This window comes from Neorhizobium sp. 2083, assembly GCF_031455615.1.
GTDB lineage: Bacteria > Pseudomonadota > Alphaproteobacteria > Rhizobiales > Rhizobiaceae > Neorhizobium.
Genome location: NZ_JAVDTC010000004.1, coordinates 333,689 through 349,403 on the forward strand (window position 1 = coordinate 333,689; position 15,715 = coordinate 349,403).

The window sequence follows — 15,715 nt, forward strand, 5'->3', positions numbered from 1 at the left end:
CACAAGGCAAGGCTAAAGTATGGAGAGGCCGGCGGTTGCTCTCTGCCAAAACGACAATTTTAGGAGTATATGTATGCTTGCCGTCTAACATATCCGTGAAATTTCGTGAGGTTACATTTCCGTAAGGTTGGCGTTGCCCCATTGCGTGAGCACCGGCAAACAAGGATACTCCGGGGCAATATGGCCTTTTGCTGCCCCGTCGGAGAATTGAATGCGGATTTGGAAACAGCTTCTGCTCTGTCTTGTTGTCCTTGCAGGAGCACTGGCTCTGTGGGTCTATCTTGTGCCGAGCGCCGGGGAAACGCTTGCCAGGATGGGCGTGCCCGGTGAGGTGATCGCCGCCATCCGTCCGAAGCCGGCAAGTTCCTCCGCACCTGCCGCAAACGGCAATGGCGCGGCGCGGCCGCAGGGCCAGGGCGGCGCGCAGGGCAATGCCCAGGCGCAGAACGGCCAGCGCGGAGCAGGCGGACAAGGTGGAGGCCAGGGCGGCGGCAATCGGGCCACGCTCGTCGTCGCCCAGCCGGTGGCGATCGGCACGGTCAACGACCGCCTTTCGGCGATCGGCAGCGGCGAGGCCATCCAGTCCGTCGTCGTCATGCCGCAGTCCTCCGGCACGGTCGACGAGATCATGGTCACATCCGGCCAGAAGGTCACCAAGGGCCAGGTGCTTGCCCGTCTCGATGACGAGGAGCAGATCATCGAGCGCGAAAAGGCGCAGGTCGCGCTGCAGAGCGCCCAGGAAAAATCCGCCTCCTACAGGAACCTGCAGTCGTTCTCGCGGCTCGACGTGCTCAATGCCCAGATCGCCGAACAGGCGGCGAAGCTTGCGCTCTCCACCGCCGAACTCAATCTCAGGCGCCGCGACATCGTCGCGCCCATCGACGGCGTCGCCGGCATCGTTGCGGTCAATATCGGCGACAATGTCACCACCCAGACCAATGTCGTGACGATCGACGACCGGACGGCCATTCTGGTCGATTTCTGGGCGCCGGAACGTTTCGCCGTCGCGATCGAACCGGGCGCGCCCGTCGAGGCGAGCTCGATCGCCCGTCCGGGCCAGGTGTTTTCCGGCAAGGTCGAGGCGATCGACAACCGCATCGATCCGGCAAGCCGCACGATGCGCATCCGCGCCAGGGTCGAAAATCCAGGTGACGTGCTGCGCGCCGGCATGGCCTTCAATGTCGGCATGCGTTTTGCCGGCGAACGTTATCCGGCGGTCGATCCGCTCGCCATCCAGTGGGACGGCGAGGGGTCCTATGTCTGGCAGGTCCGGGACAACAAATCGGTCAAGACCCGGGTCCGCGTCGTCCAGCGCAATCCCGACGCGGTCCTCGTGGGCGCCGAACTCAAGGAAGGCGACCGGATCGTCACCGAAGGCCTGCAACGGGTGAGGGAAGGGGCGTCGGTCCGGATCTTCGGGGCGCCGGAAACGGCTGAGGTGGCGCGCCAATGAAGATCGAACTTCCGGGACATGGGCCGGCCCACGGCCATGACGACGACGGCAAGGCCTTAGCGGAGAAATCCGGCCAGAGCTTCACGGCTCTCTTCGTGCGCCGTCCCGTGCTCGCGGCGGTCCTGAACACGCTGCTCGTCGTCGCCGGTCTTGCAGCCCTTGCGGGCGTCGAAGTGCGCGAACTTCCCGACGTCGACCAGCCGGTCATCACCGTGCGCACCAATTACGACGGCGCGTCGCCGCAGACCATGGACCAGGAAGTCACGCAGGTCATCGAAGGCGCGGTCGCCCGCGTTTCCGGCCTCAAGGCGCTATCCTCGCAGTCGCAGTTCGGCTCCAGCCGTGTGACGATGGAGTTTTCCGACAGCGTCGATCTTTCCGAAGCCGCCAACGACGTGCGCGACGCGGTCGGCCGGGTCGTCAACAAGCTGCCCGACGATGCCGACGAACCCCGCATCGTCAAGGCGGATGCCGATTCCGACGCCATCATGCGTCTTGCGGTCACGTCGTCGAAGATGTCGATGGAAGACCTCACCCAGCTCGTCAACAACGAGATCGTCGACCGGCTCGCCGCCGTCGAAGGCGTGGCCGACGTCGAACTTTACGGCGACCAGGACAAGGTGTTTCGCGTCGATATCAACCAGGCGGCATTGGCCGGCCGCGGTCTGACGGTCGCCGACGTCTCCAAGGCGCTGTCGAGCGCCGCGCTTGACGTTCCCGCCGGCTCGCTGAAAAGCACGACGCAGGATATCGTCGTTCGCGCCACCGCCAGCCTCACCAAGCCGCAGGATTTCGAAAACGTCCTGATCGGCCCGAATATTCGCATCCGCGATGTGGCGACGGTCGCGCTCGGCCCTGACGACGGCACGACCGTGCTGCGCGCCAACGGCGTGCAGGGCGTCGGCCTCGGCATCATCCGCCAGGCGCAGTCGAACACGCTCAACATTTCCCAGGGCGTCAAGGCCGCCGTCGCGGAGATGCAGAAGACCCTGCCGGAAGGCACCCGCATCGCCATTACCGGCGACGACGCGATCTTCATCCAGGGCGCGCTGCACGAAGTCGAGACCGCGCTGATGCTGTCGGCGGCGGTCGTCGTCGTGGTCATCTACCTCTTCCTGCGCGACTGGCGCGCGACGCTGATCCCTGCGATCACCATGCCGGTGGCGCTGATCGGCACGCTGGTGGCGATCTATCTGGTCGGCTTCTCGATCAACATCCTGACGCTGCTCGCCATCGTGCTCGCGACCGGCCTCGTGGTCGACGACGCGATCGTCGTGCTCGAAAACATCGTGCGACGGCGAGCGGAGGGCATGGGACCGCGCGCCGCCGCCGTGCTCGGCACCCAGGAAGTGTTCTTCGCCGTCATTGCGACGACCGCGACGCTTGCGGCCGTCTTCATTCCGCTCTCCTTCCTGCCCGGCCAGATCGGCGGCCTGTTCAAGGAATTCGGCTTCGTGCTCGCCTTCTCGGTCGGCCTGTCGTCGATTACCGCCCTGACGCTTTGCCCGATGCTCGCCTCGCGCATGCTGACCAAGCCGATGAAGGAGGATCACGGTCTGCTCGGCGCCTTCGGCAACGCGTTTGCCAGCGTCTATGCCGCCGCCTTGCGGTTCTGCCTCAATGCGCCGCTCGTCGTCATCGTCGTCTCGGTGGTTTTCTCGATCGCAGCCTACAACGTCTTCGGCCTCGTCAAGAGCGAGCTGACGCCGCGCGAAGACCGCGCGACGATCATGCTGCGCGTCACCAGCCCGCAGGGCGTCAGCCTCGATTATACCCGCGACCAGATGCAGCGTCTCGAAGAGAACCTGAAGCCGCTGCGGGATTCGGGCGAGATCGCCAACATCTTCTCGATCTCCGGTTTCGGTGCCAACACCAATAGCGGCTTCATGGTCCTGACCCTGGCGCCCTGGGAGGAACGCTCCCGGACCCAGGACCAGATCGCCGCCGACGTCAATGCCGCGGCCCTGCGCGTGCCGGCCCTGCGCGGTTTCACCATGCAGGCCAACAGCCTGAAGATCCGCGGCGCCGGCAACGGCCTGCAGATGGCGCTGGTCGGCAACGACTACGACGTGCTGACCGCGACGGCCCTCAAGCTCGTGTCGCATATGGAAAGCGAAGGCGGCCGGTTCTTCGATACGCCGCGGCTCACCAACGAGCCGACCCAGGCGCAGCTTTCGGTGGCGATCGACCGCGAGCGGGCTTCCGATCTCGGCATCGACATCACCGGCCTGTCGACCGCGATGCAGTCGCTGCTCGAGGGCCGCTCGATCGTCGACGTCTTCGTCAACGGCGACGCGCTGCCGGTCAAGCTCACCTCGACCACGAGGCCGATCGACGATCCGACCGACCTCGAAAACATCTTCCTGAAGACCGGCGACGGCAAGATCGTGCCGATGTCGACGATCGCGACCCTCAGGGAAGGCGCCGTGGCGCCACAGCTCAACCGCGAACAGCAGCTCGCCTCGGTCGCCATCTCGTCGAACCTGCGCGATGGCGTGGCGCTCGGCGATGCGGTCAAGCAGGTGACGGCGATCGCCCAGCCGCTGCTGCCGCCCGGCGTCCGGCTGGTGCCGATGGCGGAAGCCAAGACGCTCGGCGAAAACTCCAACGCCATGCTGATGACCTTCGGTTTTGCGATCGCGATCATCTTCCTGGTGCTGGCCGCGCAGTTCGAAAGCGTATTGTCGTCGATCATCATCATGTCGACCGTGCCGCTCGGGCTTGCCTGCGCGGCGATCGCCCTGGTGCTGACCGGATCGAGCCTCAACGTCTACAGCCAGATCGGCCTCGTGCTGCTCGTCGGCGTCATGGCGAAAAACGGCATCCTGATCGTCGAGTTCGCCAACCAGCTGCGCGACCGCGGCTCCAGCGTGCGCGAGGCGATCGAAACCGCCTGCGCGATCCGCCTGCGTCCGGTGATGATGACGATGATCGCCACCGTCATCGGCGGCGTGCCGCTGCTGCTCGCCCAGGGCGCCGGCGCGGAAGCGCGCATCGCGCTCGGCTGGGTCATCGTCGGCGGCCTCGGCTTCGCGGTTCTGGTGACGCTGTTCATCACCCCCGTCGCCTATCTTCTGATCGCCGGCTTCGCCAAGCCGCATGTGCACGAGGAAGCCCGGTTCCATCAGGAACTGGCGCATGCCACGCGCCGCAGGCAAGAAAAGCAGGACAACGACGAAGAGGATGGCAAGGAACAGCTGCTCGCCGCCGAGTGAGCCTGTCCGGAAGCGCCGGCGTAAGCCGTCGCTCCCCGCTGCACCGGCGCCAATCCCTTCGAAAAACGCGAAGGGCCTGCCGGGCTTACCGGCCGAGCAGTGCGTTCAACTGGCCGGCAAGCTCGCCGCCGTCCGTCCGGTCGTCGGCCATCTTCCGAAACAACCCGGCCATTCCTTTGAAGATCAGCGAGGCCGGATCGTCTTCGCCGAGGAACGCGGCGATCTCCTCCATCTCCGCCACCCAGCGATAGGCCTTCGCATACATGTCGGGAATGGCGCTCGAGAGCTTCCGGTCGAGGTCGGGTATGCTTTCGGCCATCTCCCGTTTGAGGCTTTCGTCCGCACCCGACCTGATGGCCGCCAGCAGCATGGCGGTGCCGAGGCCGGTCATGCCCTTGTTGATGCCGGCATAACACATCTTCAGCGCCGAGGCCGCTCCGACCGCGCCTTCGATCCGGCGGACCTCGAGCCCGTGCGCCGCGAGAACGGCGCTTCTGCCCGCGCCGTCACCGCTGACATAGAGCTTGGGGCCCGCCTTTCCCGGCTGCGGCGGCAGGCCGATGATCGAGCCGTCCAGCACGTTCGCCTGGCCGGGCCTGAAAGCGGCGGCGACCTCGCTCATCGTGTCCGGCGAGATCGCGTTGCAATCGACGAATGTTACCGGGCTCGGGCGATCACCGATTGCCTCGGACAGGAGACCGGCGACACCGACCGCTTCGGCGGGCGGAACGATCGACAGAACGATCTCCGCGTCGATGATCTCCTGCAGGGGAGCGGGCTGCATTCCCGCGGCCCGCGCCCGCGCATGGGTCTCGGACGAGCGGCCTTCCAGGTAGGTCAGCACCTGGGCGCCTCCTTCCGCCAGCTGCCGGCCGATCCCGCTTCCCATCGCGCCCGCTCCAATGATTGCAATCGTCGGCATGGTCGATCCTCCTGAGAAAAAAAGTAGAACCCGACTTAGAGCACCAATCGGTGACCTGCGGGTGAACTATTTGCCCTGCGATCACGTTCGGCGCGGCGCCTGGTTCAGGAATTGCCGCCACGCCCCTCGCGGCCGTCGCAGGCAGGTCCCGTGATTCGCGTCGGCTCTTCGATCCGTCGCCACGCCGGGCGGTGAGGGCTTACCCTCGCGCGAGGTGCGCCGAGGGTATCTCCCTGTGGTGGTCGGTTTTGAGACTTCTTGTCATGATGACGGCCGCGACACGGGGCTGTTAAACTTGCGGCAACCTTGGGCATGGCATGGCATATCTCGCCACGCAGCAGAAGGAGAGACGTATGGCGCTGATCGGCTTCAAGAACACCCACAACCAGGCCGTCTATATCAATCCCGCACAGGTGCTTTACGTCACGACCTTTGAAGAGGAAGTCACGATCATCGCTCTTGCACTCGCCAGCAGCGGCGGCAAGCCCACGGCTGTTTATGTCCGCGGCAATGTCGATCAGGTGCAGCAGAGACTGAACGTCGCCATACCCGCATAGTTGGGCATCAGGTTCCGCGTCCGTCATCCCCATTTTCGGGTTCGTCGGGCAGTACAGTCGCGGGGATGTCCCAAGCGTTACCCGCCTGTCCGCTCAATGACTTAACCCAAATCTCCATCCTCTTTCATCCCCGCATTCCCGACCCATGCCTACAATCTCCCCGTTCCGTCGCGGATACACCGCAAGGCGTTGCGGCGAGGCGGGACCGGCGCGGGTCATGGGGAAACGACGTAAGTCCTCATGATCCGGGTTCGCGGAAAATGGTCTCCCTCCGGCGACACGGGGAGAGATGGAGGCACACGGACCGGGCCTTCGTCTCTTGATGCCCGAAACAGCGCGCCGGGCGTGCCTGTGCGGCACACATGGTGGTCGACCCGGATGGTTTCGCCGGATTCCTGAAGTCCGACCGATCCCATCGGAGCAACCGGCGGCGACATTCCGTCCGGGAAAGCCACGGCAGAGGGACCGCAGTCGCGGGCATAAACCGCCGAACGGGGCGCTGAGAGGTGTCACCTATAAACTAACTTACGAGGCAGCTTTCAGCGCCCCGTCCGACCTTCAAACCGAAATCGCCAAGGCCGGACTCCGTCCGGTCGATCCTTCATCGTTGCGGCTGGACAAAACCCGACCCGTCGCCTAACCAATCCCTTGAAAAGACAAGGAGGAGACGGATCATGGCGGTCAAGGACGTGAAGGCGGGGCTTCGCAACGAAGAGGGCATCGCGACCGTCCTCGGCATCCTCAAGCAATCCTTCGGCGAGCGCTTCCAGACAGGCCAGTCGTTCCGCGAGCAGCACGCTCACACGACCACCTATCTGCCCGCCCAGCTTCCGGACGGGGTCGTCTTCGTCGAGAGCGCCGACGACGTGAAAACCGTGGTCAGGGCCTGCGCCGAGCATCGCGTTCCGGTCGTCCCCTTTGGGGTCGGCTCCTCGCTCGAAGGCCAGGTGAATGCGCCGTCGGGCGGAATCTCGATCGACTTCAGCCGCATGAACAGGGTGCTTCGCGTCAGCCCCGCCGATCTCGACGTCACCGTGGAGCCCGGCATCACCCGCGAGGAGTTGAACCGCGAGCTTCGCGACACCGGCCTGTTCTTCCCGATCGATCCCGGCGCCAATGCCTCGATCGGCGGCATGACCGCGACCCGCGCCTCCGGCACCAATGCGGTGCGCTACGGCACGATGAAAGACAACGTCCTGTCGCTCACCGTCGTCACGGCTGATGGCGAGGAGATCCGCACGGCGCAGCGCGCCAAGAAGTCTTCGGCGGGCTACGACCTGACCCGTCTCTTCGTCGGCTCGGAAGGCACGCTCGGCGTAATCACCTCGGTGACTTTGAGGCTACAGGGCATTCCGGAAAAGATCGGCGGCGGCGTCTGCGCCTTCCCGAGCGTGAAGGCCGCCTGCGACGCTGTGATCATGACCATCCAAATGGGCATTCCGGTCGCCCGCATCGAACTGCTCGACGACGTGCAGATGCGCGCCTGCAATGCCTATTCGAAACTTTCCTATCCGGAAAAACCGACCTTGTTTCTGGAATTCCACGGCACGGAGGAGACGGTGGCGTTGCAATCGGCGCAGTTTGCGGAGATTGCCGCCGAGTGCGGCGGCGACGATTTTCTCTGGACCGCCAATGCCGAGGAGCGCGCGAAGCTCTGGAATGCGCGGCACAACGCCTATTGGGCAAGCCGGGCGCTGGCGCCGGAACTCGACGGCCTGTCGACGGATGTCTGCGTGCCGATCTCGCGGCTTGCCGAATGCGTCGCCGAAACGCAGGCCGATATTGCCGAACAGGGATTGCTGGCGCCGATCGTCGGCCATGCGGGCGATGGAAATTTCCACGTCCTGGTGCTTTTCGACGGCAAGGATCCGGCCTCGGTCGACAAGGTCGAGGCGTTCATCGGGCGCCTCAACCACCGGGCGCTCGGCATGGATGGAACCTGCACCGGCGAACACGGCATCGGCCAGGGCAAGATGGCGTTTCTGGAAGAGGAGCTCGGCGGTGCGGTCGGCCTGATGCGGACGATCAAGCAGGGGTTCGATCCGAAGAATATCTTCAATCCGGGCAAGATCTTCAGGAATGCCGAATGAGATGCTCCCGCAAGCTTGACTTGCCGGCGAACCCAATAGAACTAGTCTCCTAGCAAGATCAGGGAAACGGATACCGTGCTCGGACGCATCCTGTTGGCATTCGGCGGATTGGTGGTGGTGGCGCTGTTCACAGCGCTGATCGCGCCTTTCTTTGTCGACTGGTCGAGCCTCCGGGTCGGGTTCGAGGAACAGGCAAGCCGGATCCTCGGCAAAAAGGTCACCGTCCACGGCAGCGTCGATGCGCGCATACTGCCATTTCCCTCCGTCACCCTTCACGACGTGAGGGTGGGGGCCGACACGGACGGCCAGCCTTTGATCCAGGTGGCGCAGTTTTCGATGGATATGGAGCTTGCGCCTTTCCTCTCGGGCGAGGCGCGCATCTTCGACATGCGCGTCGAGCAGCCGAAGGCACGGGTCCGGGTGCTGAAGGACGGCACGCTCGATTGGATGCGCGGCAGCCGCGCCGCCATTCCCGCCCGCACCGTGGTCATCGAAGACGTGCATGTCACAGGCGGCGAGATCGACCTGATCGACGAACAGTCCGGCCGGTCGCGGAAGATCACAGGCCTTGCGGGCGATTTTTCCGCCGGTTCGCTGCGCGGCCCCTGGCGGGGCGAGGGCAATGCGACGCTCGACGGTTACGAGACGCGCTTCAATCTGGCGAGCGGCACGGCGGATACCGAGGGCAAGCGCTTGCCGATGCGGCTCAGGCTCTGGCCGGATGCGCAACCCGTCGAACTCAATCTCGACGGCGAGCTCACCGTGGCCGAGAACAAGCCGGCCTACAAGGGCAATTTCACGCTCGACTTCCTGCAGGAGGAAGACGAGACCGAACCGGTAGCGCCACCGCCGCCCGGACCGCGGCTGAAGGGCGGGTTCGAGGTCACCAACGAACGGATCCGCATCCCGCAATACAGGCTGGAAGTGGGGGCGACGGACAATCCCTACGTGGTGACCGGCGAGGCGACGCTCGACACCGGCGGCAAGCCGGAATTCCTGCTGACCGCCGATGGCCAGCAGATCGACGTCAACCGGCTGGGCGACGGGGCACGGGCAAAAACCGGTCGTGACGCTGCCGCATCCGCGCAGCGCCGCATCAACAATTTCATCCGTCTGGCTGCTTCGATCCCCATTCCGCAGGTGCCCGGCCGTGCCAGCCTCAAGCTGCCTGCGATCGTCGCCAACGACACCACCATCCGCGATATCAGGCTCGACATACGGCCCGCGGGGCGCGGCTGGACGGTGGACAACGTGGTCGCCACCCTGCCGGGCCGCACGCAGCTGGAGGCGAAGGGCAGCCTCGTGCTTCAGGGCCGGACGTCTTTCGTCGGCGACATGCTGGTCGCATCCAGCCAGCCATCCGGCCTTTCCGACTGGCTTTCGGGCCGGGTCGCGCCGGAGCTGCGCCAGCTGCGGTCCGCCGGCTTTTCGGCGAAGGTCAACCTGACGCCGGACCTGCAGCGGTTCGAGAACCTCGAAATGGCGATCGGCCCGGCGACGCTCAAGGGACGCGTCGAGCGCCAGTCGGGCCAGGGGCAGACGCCCAACCTCTCGATGAGCCTTGCCGGCAACGAGATCGACATCGACGCGATGCGGGCGCTCGCCTCGCTGATGACCGGCGACGACGCGGGCCAGGACGTCCTCGACCATCGGGTGGCGGCAACGCTGAAAGCCGACCGGTTCACCGCCTTCGGGGTTGCGGCCAACAACGTCGATACCGCCTTCACGGTCACCGGCGGCACGCTGTCGCTGGAACGGCTGACGATCGGCAATATCGAAGGCGCCACTGTTTCGGCGAGGGGCCGGATCGAGGGTTCGCTGCTCGCCTATTCGGGCAATGGCAGCCTCACCTTCCGCTCCGCCGATCCGACGGCCTTCCTGACCATGCTGCGCGACCGGCTGCCGCCGCACCCGGCGCTTGCCCGCCTTGCCGCCAACGGTGCCTGGTTCGCCAATACCGATCTCGGAGCCAACCTCACCGTCGGCGGAAACCTGAACGGCGCGGAGGTCATCCTCAAGGGCAAGACCAACGGCAGCGTGGTCAACGCCGACCTGAAGCTGCCCGGTCTCCTGGACCTGACGAGCGACACCGACATGACGCTGCTTGCATCGCTGGAGAACGGCGATCCGATGGTTCTCCTGGGACAGTCTGGCCTCGACCCGCTTCCGTTCAAGGGGGACGGCGCGGGGGAACTGCTGGTCAACGTCCATCAGGCCGCGGGTGCCGCGGCAAAGACCGCGCTGACGTTCACGACCGAAAAGACCTCCCTTAACATCAACGGCGATATCCGGATCGACAGCGAGGGCTTTGGCGAGGGCACAGGTCACGTCACGCTGAGAAGCGCCGACCTGGAACCCTATCTGCTGATGAACGGAATAAGCCTGCCGCAATTCGGAACGGGCCTGCCGGTCACGCTCGACGCCGATATCAGCATGACACCGGAGGCCGTTAAGATCGCCGCCTTCAAAGGTGCCGCGGACGGCAACGCGATCAGCGGCGACATCACCGTCGACCGCGAGGCGCCGGGCCTGCCCGCGACTGGCTCGGTCAATGTCGACGCTCTCGATCTCGCCTGGCTCGGGGAGGCGATCTACGGGCCGGTCGGCGATCCGCAGAGCGGTGCGTTTTCCTCAAAACCGTTCGCCCGGCCGCTGTTTGCCGGTGCGGATGTCGCGCTCGACGTCAAGGCGCGGACGTTCCATGCGGGCGCGTTCGGCAATGTCGGGGATTTCGCGGCGCGCGTCACTCATCGCAGCGGCGGCATCACCATCGAAAACGGCGTCGGCAACTGGCAGGGCGGCAGGCTTGCCGGCCGGCTCATGATGTCGAACGGGGACGGGACGGGCCTCCTGCAGGCGAGGCTTTCGGCGGAAAACGCCGATCTCGCGCCACTCGTGTGGACGGCGGGCGGCAAACCGGTTGCCCAGGGCAAGCTGGATTTCAACATGTCGGCGGAATCGACCGGCCGGAACCTTGCCGAGCTTCTGGGGGCCGCGAGCGGTTCGGCGGAATTGCGGCTGAAGGGGGTAACTGTGGCGGGCCTCAATCCCGACGCGTTGAAGCCTCTGATGGCCGGGGTCGACAAGCTTGGCGGCGAGGTGACGGAAGCGCGGGTGCGGCCGATCGTTGCCGGCCTGCTGCATCAGGGAAATGCGGCGATCGGCAACGTGACCGTTCCCGTGACGATCACGGCGGGCGAGGCGCGGGCGCAGAATATCGCAGCCTCGGTCGGGACGACGAAACTGTCGGGTGAGGGGCGTTTCGATGTTCTCGACGACAGTATGAGCGCCAATCTGGCGGTTACCTACGATGCCGGCGAGGAGGCGCTTGCCGGCGGCGATCCGACCGTCCGGCTCGACTATTCGGGGAAGTTGGCGGCTCCCATTAAACGGATCGATATCGCCGCAATGACCAATTTCCTGTCGCAGCGTGCCTTCGAGCAGCAGCGGCGGCGCGTCGAAACCCTGCAGGCGAGCGTCCTTGAGAAACAGCGGCTTCGCCGCGAGGTGGCGCTCTATAATTTCCAGGCTGTCGAGCGGCAGGCCGCCCGCGACAAGGCGGCCGCCGAGGAACGGGCCCGCCAGCAGGCCGCCGAGGCGGAACGTCAGCGGCAGGAGGCGGCGGCGCGTGCGGCGGAAGAGGCGCGACAGCGCCAGATCACCCAGCCGCCGCAGCTCATCGTGCCGCCGACCGACGGCGCGATCCGCCAGAATTTTCCGACCCTTCCGCCGGCCATCAGCCCCAGCATACCGAGCCTGCCGGGGGTACAGCGATAGCCGGTCGCCTTGCGGGCGACGGCGGCTCTTGAATTCAGGTGGATTTGAGCCAGTTCAGGACATGAACGCGCAACGCCGACGAGAGATTGCTGTCGGCGCCTCGTTGATCGTCGATCTCGGCAATGAGGGTGGCGAGGCTGATGTCGCGTTTGATGGCGATCGCTTTCAGCTCGACCCAGAATTCGTCTTCGAGCGAGAAGCTGGTGCGATGACCGTGAAGGGTCGCGGAATGTTTGCGGATCACGAAACTCTCCGGACCTTCGGAACAAGTCCGCTTATTCAGACCGCGGCACCTGCGGCGTCAAGCCGACCGGCGCAAGCTTGGTTAACGCGCACTTGATATCCACCTGCCAAAAGCTCAGTCGTCCTTGGCGGGCTTTTCCAGCCGGCCCTGGTCGAGCAGCTTGTCCGCCTTCTCGTTGCGGGCCTCGGTCAGGGATTTTTCCGCCTTGGTACGGCCGAAGGTAAGGCGGTTCTGTTCCGCCACCTTTTCCTTTTCGAGCCGTTCCTTAGCTTTGCGGAACTGGCGAAGATTGACGATTTCGGCGCTCATGGCTGATGCGCCTCCCGGCGCTACTGCTTCTTGCGGAAGGAATCGAGCGAAATGACCGAGCCCGGTTTCTTCTCTTCGCCGGGCTTGGCTTCGGCGTCTGTGGACTTGGCGACCGCCTCGACCGGGATCGCGGTGATTTCAGCGGAGGTGTTGTCGTCCTCCTCCGCAAGCGGCACTTCGAATTCGAGCTCGAAATTCACCGACGGGTCATAGAAGCCGCGGATGGCATTGAAAGGAACGACCAGACGTTCCGGCGTGTCGGAGAAGGAAAGGCCTACCTCGAATTGGGTATCGGAAACCTTCAGATCCCAGAACTGGTGCTGCACGACGATGGTCATCTGCTCGGCATATTTTGCTTTCAGATGCTGCGAGATTCGCACGCCAGGAGCGCCGGTGAGAAATGTGATGAAGAAATGGTGCTCGCCCGGCAGACGGCCGGTGGCCGCAACCTCGGTCAAAACCTTACGGATGACGCCACGCAAAGCATCCTGCGCCAGAATATCGTAACGGATGTGATCCTGCCCCATACGGTCCTGTCTTTCCATTCTCTCGTCTTTTAGTCAGACGCGTTATGCCATGCCGGCCCGGCGCGGGGAAGCCCCGACGAGCATCCGAGTCAGTTCCATAGTATTCGACTGGGGGGCGAAGGTGAAGGCTTCTGTTGCCAGGTGCCTTCGGACCCCGCCTTAAAGTGCTACCTCTAAGGACTTAGTTCGGATTTCCCGCACCGCCATTAGGCAGCGAGAGCATAACCCTTAGCGTTGTTGTCGTTTGCAACTACACTTTTTGACCCGATAACGGTGGTATCATGCCGAGCAAAAGTTCGATCTTTACGCCCTTGTCGATCCTATTTCGCCCCCATCAAAAGCCGGTCTTCAAGGTTTCCCAATGCGACCGACCGGTTTTTGGTGGAGGCGCCGGGTACCGCCCCCGGGTCCAATAGGTTTATTACACCGACCGTTTATTGCCATAGCCGGACAGATGTCCGGCATCCCCCATATAGGCTTTCCGGGGGCGCATGAAAAGGGGTTGCGCAACATTCGAAATCGTTTCCTCCACATCCAGACCATCCGCCATTGGCGGCCGTCCGTCTCTCGGGCCCACGGTGGTGGTCATGTCGCTGCAACCGACCTAAGTAGGTCGGTCACGGCTGACCGATTCCGGCTGACAGACCGCCGGTTTGGGGATAGCTAGACGGCAGGTCTGCGAGGAGGACGGGCGGGATCGCCGCCCGGACGGCGGACGGCATTCGAGGAGGCGAGGTCATGGGCAAGCGCATCGTGTTCACCGGCGGCAGCGGCAAGGCGGGGCGGCATGTCGTGCCATACCTTCTTCGCGAAGGACACGAGGTGTTCAACCTCGACCTGGTGCCGCTCGATTGCCCCGGCGTCAACACGCTCATCACCGATCTCACCGATAGCGGCCAGACCTTCAACGCACTCTCCATGCATTTCGGCTTCACGGGTCTGGAGAGCGGCCGGGGGCCGGCGCCGGTCGATGCCGTGGTGCATTTCGCCGCCGTGCCGCGCATCCTGATGAGGCCGGACAACGCGACATTTTCCGCCAACACGATCTCCACCTACAATGTCATCGAAGCGGCGATGAAGCTCGGCATCCGAAAGGTGATCATCGCGTCCAGCGAAACCACCTATGGCGTCTGCTTCGCCGAGGGCGACAAGGACTATCATTCGTTTCCGCTGACCGAAGATTACGATGTCGATCCGATGGACAGCTACGGCCTGTCGAAAGTGGTCAACGAGAAGACGGCGCGCGCCTTTTCCATGCGGTTCGGCGCGGACATTTACGCGCTGCGGATCGGCAACGTGATTTCGCCCGAGGATTACAGCCGCTTCCCCGGCTTCCTCGCCGATCCGCCGTCGCGCAAGCGCAATGCCTGGAGCTATATCGACGCCCGCGATCTCGGCCAGATCGTCCATTTGTGCGTCGAAAAAGACGGGCTAGGATTCCAGGTCTTCAACGCCGTCAACGACACGATCACGGCGCGCGAGCCGACCCGCCCGTTCCTTGCGCGTTGGGCGCCGGGTACGCCTGTCACCGGCGAGATCGGCGAGTTCGACGCTCCGATCAGCAATCGCAAGATCAGGGACGTGCTGGGTTTTTCCGAAAACCACAACTGGCGGACATACGTCTCCGGATGATTCGCCGCATGCGGCTCCGCTAAAATTCGGGGAAAGGTCGTCCTTGCGATTGGTTCATCCCTTCCATGCTACTATATTCCTGTAACGATGGAATCGGCGGCCTGACCCATGAAACAATATCTCGATCTTCTCCGGCATGTGATGGACACCGGCACCGACCGGGGCGACCGGACCGGCAAGGGCACACGCTCGGTGTTCGGCTATCAGATGCGCTTCGACCTTGCAGAAGGCTTTCCGGTCCTGACGACCAAGAAGCTGCACCTGAAATCGATCATCCACGAGCTCTTGTGGTTCCTGAAGGGCGATACCAATACCGCCTATCTGAAGGAAAACGGCGTTTCGATCTGGGATGAATGGGCCGACGAGAACGGCGAGCTTGGTCCGGTCTACGGTTATCAATGGCGCTCGTGGCCCGCTCCCGACGGCAGCCATGTCGACCAGATCTCGCAGCTGATCGAGGGCCTGAAGGTCAATCCCAATTCGCGCCGGCATATCGTATCGGCCTGGAATGTCGGCCAGCTGGACGACATGGCGCTGCCCGCCTGCCACTGCCTGTTCCAGTTCTATGTGGCCGACGGCAAGCTCTCCTGCCAGCTCTACCAGCGCTCCGCCGACATCTTTCTCGGCGTTCCCTTCAACATCGCATCCTATGCGCTGCTGACGATGATGGTGGCCCAGGTGACGGGCCTGAAACCCGGCGACTTCGTGCACACGCTCGGCGACACGCATATCTATTCGGATCATTTCGAGCAGGCGAAGCTGCAGATGACCCGTACACCGAAGGCGCTGCCGACCATGCGCATCAATCCTGCCGTGAAAGACATCTTCTCCTTCCGCTTCGAGGATTTTGCTCTGGAGGGGTATGAGGCCGATCCGCATATCAAGGCAGCGGTGGCGATTTGAAAATTGACCTTGATACCGATCCACTTAGATAATAACCACACCCCCTGTTTAACTGGTGCGCGTGCGGGTTCGTGGCTCAATGAAAA

11 protein-coding genes and 1 other RNA gene are annotated in these 15,715 nt (G+C 63.9%); 7 read left to right on the forward strand and 5 right to left on the reverse strand.

Features of this window, described 5'->3' with window-relative positions; translation table 11 throughout:
• Positions 1–211: 211 nt before the first annotated feature.
• Both J2X76_RS17670 and J2X76_RS17675 read left to right on the forward strand, forming a co-directional pair.
• Entirely contained in the window at positions 212–1,453 is a 1,242-nt protein-coding gene (locus J2X76_RS17670) for an efflux RND transporter periplasmic adaptor subunit (RefSeq protein ID WP_113127027.1), read from the forward strand.
• Positions 1,450–4,668, forward strand: a complete 3,219-nt coding sequence (locus tag J2X76_RS17675) for an efflux RND transporter permease subunit (RefSeq protein ID WP_310218546.1) — start codon at positions 1,450–1,452, stop codon at positions 4,666–4,668. The genes J2X76_RS17670 and J2X76_RS17675 overlap by 4 nt, the downstream gene beginning before the upstream one ends.
• Before the next feature lie 85 nt (positions 4,669–4,753).
• Here J2X76_RS17675 and J2X76_RS17680 read toward each other — a convergent pair whose 3' ends face one another.
• A complete protein-coding gene (locus tag J2X76_RS17680) occupies positions 4,754–5,590 on the reverse strand; it encodes an NAD(P)-dependent oxidoreductase (protein WP_113127026.1) in 837 nt (278 codons plus the stop codon).
• A gap of 317 nt (positions 5,591–5,907) precedes the next feature.
• Between J2X76_RS17680 and J2X76_RS17685 the strand changes: the two genes are divergently transcribed.
• The 3 genes from J2X76_RS17685 (at position 5,908) to J2X76_RS17695 (ending at position 12,014) form a co-directional block, all read left to right on the forward strand.
• Entirely contained in the window at positions 5,908–6,147 is a 240-nt protein-coding gene (locus J2X76_RS17685; protein ID WP_310218548.1) for a hypothetical protein, read from the forward strand.
• Between the two features lie 674 nt (positions 6,148–6,821).
• Positions 6,822–8,237, forward strand: coding sequence for an FAD-binding oxidoreductase (locus tag J2X76_RS17690; protein WP_113131113.1), 1,416 nt, complete (start codon positions 6,822–6,824; stop codon positions 8,235–8,237).
• Positions 8,238–8,312: 75 nt separating this feature from the next.
• Positions 8,313–12,014: an AsmA family protein gene (locus J2X76_RS17695; protein ID WP_310218550.1), complete on the forward strand. Its 3,702-nt coding sequence runs from the start codon at positions 8,313–8,315 to the stop codon at positions 12,012–12,014.
• Between the two features lie 34 nt (positions 12,015–12,048).
• On the opposite strand, the gene J2X76_RS17700 is transcribed toward J2X76_RS17695, so the two are convergent.
• From J2X76_RS17700 to ssrA, 4 genes are all read right to left on the reverse strand, one after another.
• Positions 12,049–12,258 carry a ribbon-helix-helix domain-containing protein gene (locus tag J2X76_RS17700; RefSeq protein WP_113284785.1) on the reverse strand — a complete coding sequence of 70 codons (210 nt, stop codon included), beginning with the start codon at positions 12,256–12,258 and terminating at the stop codon, positions 12,049–12,051.
• A gap of 114 nt (positions 12,259–12,372) precedes the next feature.
• A complete protein-coding gene (locus tag J2X76_RS17705; RefSeq protein ID WP_113284786.1) occupies positions 12,373–12,567 on the reverse strand; it encodes a DUF4169 family protein in 195 nt (64 codons plus the stop codon).
• A 20-nt stretch (positions 12,568–12,587) separates the two neighbouring features.
• Positions 12,588–13,094 (reverse strand): SspB family protein, encoded by a 507-nt coding sequence (locus tag J2X76_RS17710; RefSeq protein ID WP_113131109.1) that lies wholly within the window; start codon positions 13,092–13,094, stop codon positions 12,588–12,590.
• A gap of 120 nt (positions 13,095–13,214) precedes the next feature.
• Positions 13,215–13,596, reverse strand: a transfer-messenger RNA (tmRNA) gene (gene ssrA, locus J2X76_RS17715).
• 236 nt (positions 13,597–13,832) lie between these two features.
• Here ssrA and J2X76_RS17720 point away from each other — a divergent pair.
• Positions 13,833–14,726 carry an NAD(P)-dependent oxidoreductase gene (locus J2X76_RS17720; RefSeq protein WP_113131108.1) on the forward strand — a complete coding sequence of 298 codons (894 nt, stop codon included), beginning with the start codon at positions 13,833–13,835 and terminating at the stop codon, positions 14,724–14,726.
• A 108-nt stretch (positions 14,727–14,834) separates the two neighbouring features.
• Positions 14,835–15,629 carry a thymidylate synthase gene (locus tag J2X76_RS17725; protein WP_310218552.1) on the forward strand — a complete coding sequence of 265 codons (795 nt, stop codon included), beginning with the start codon at positions 14,835–14,837 and terminating at the stop codon, positions 15,627–15,629.
• Positions 15,630–15,715 lie beyond the last annotated feature (86 nt).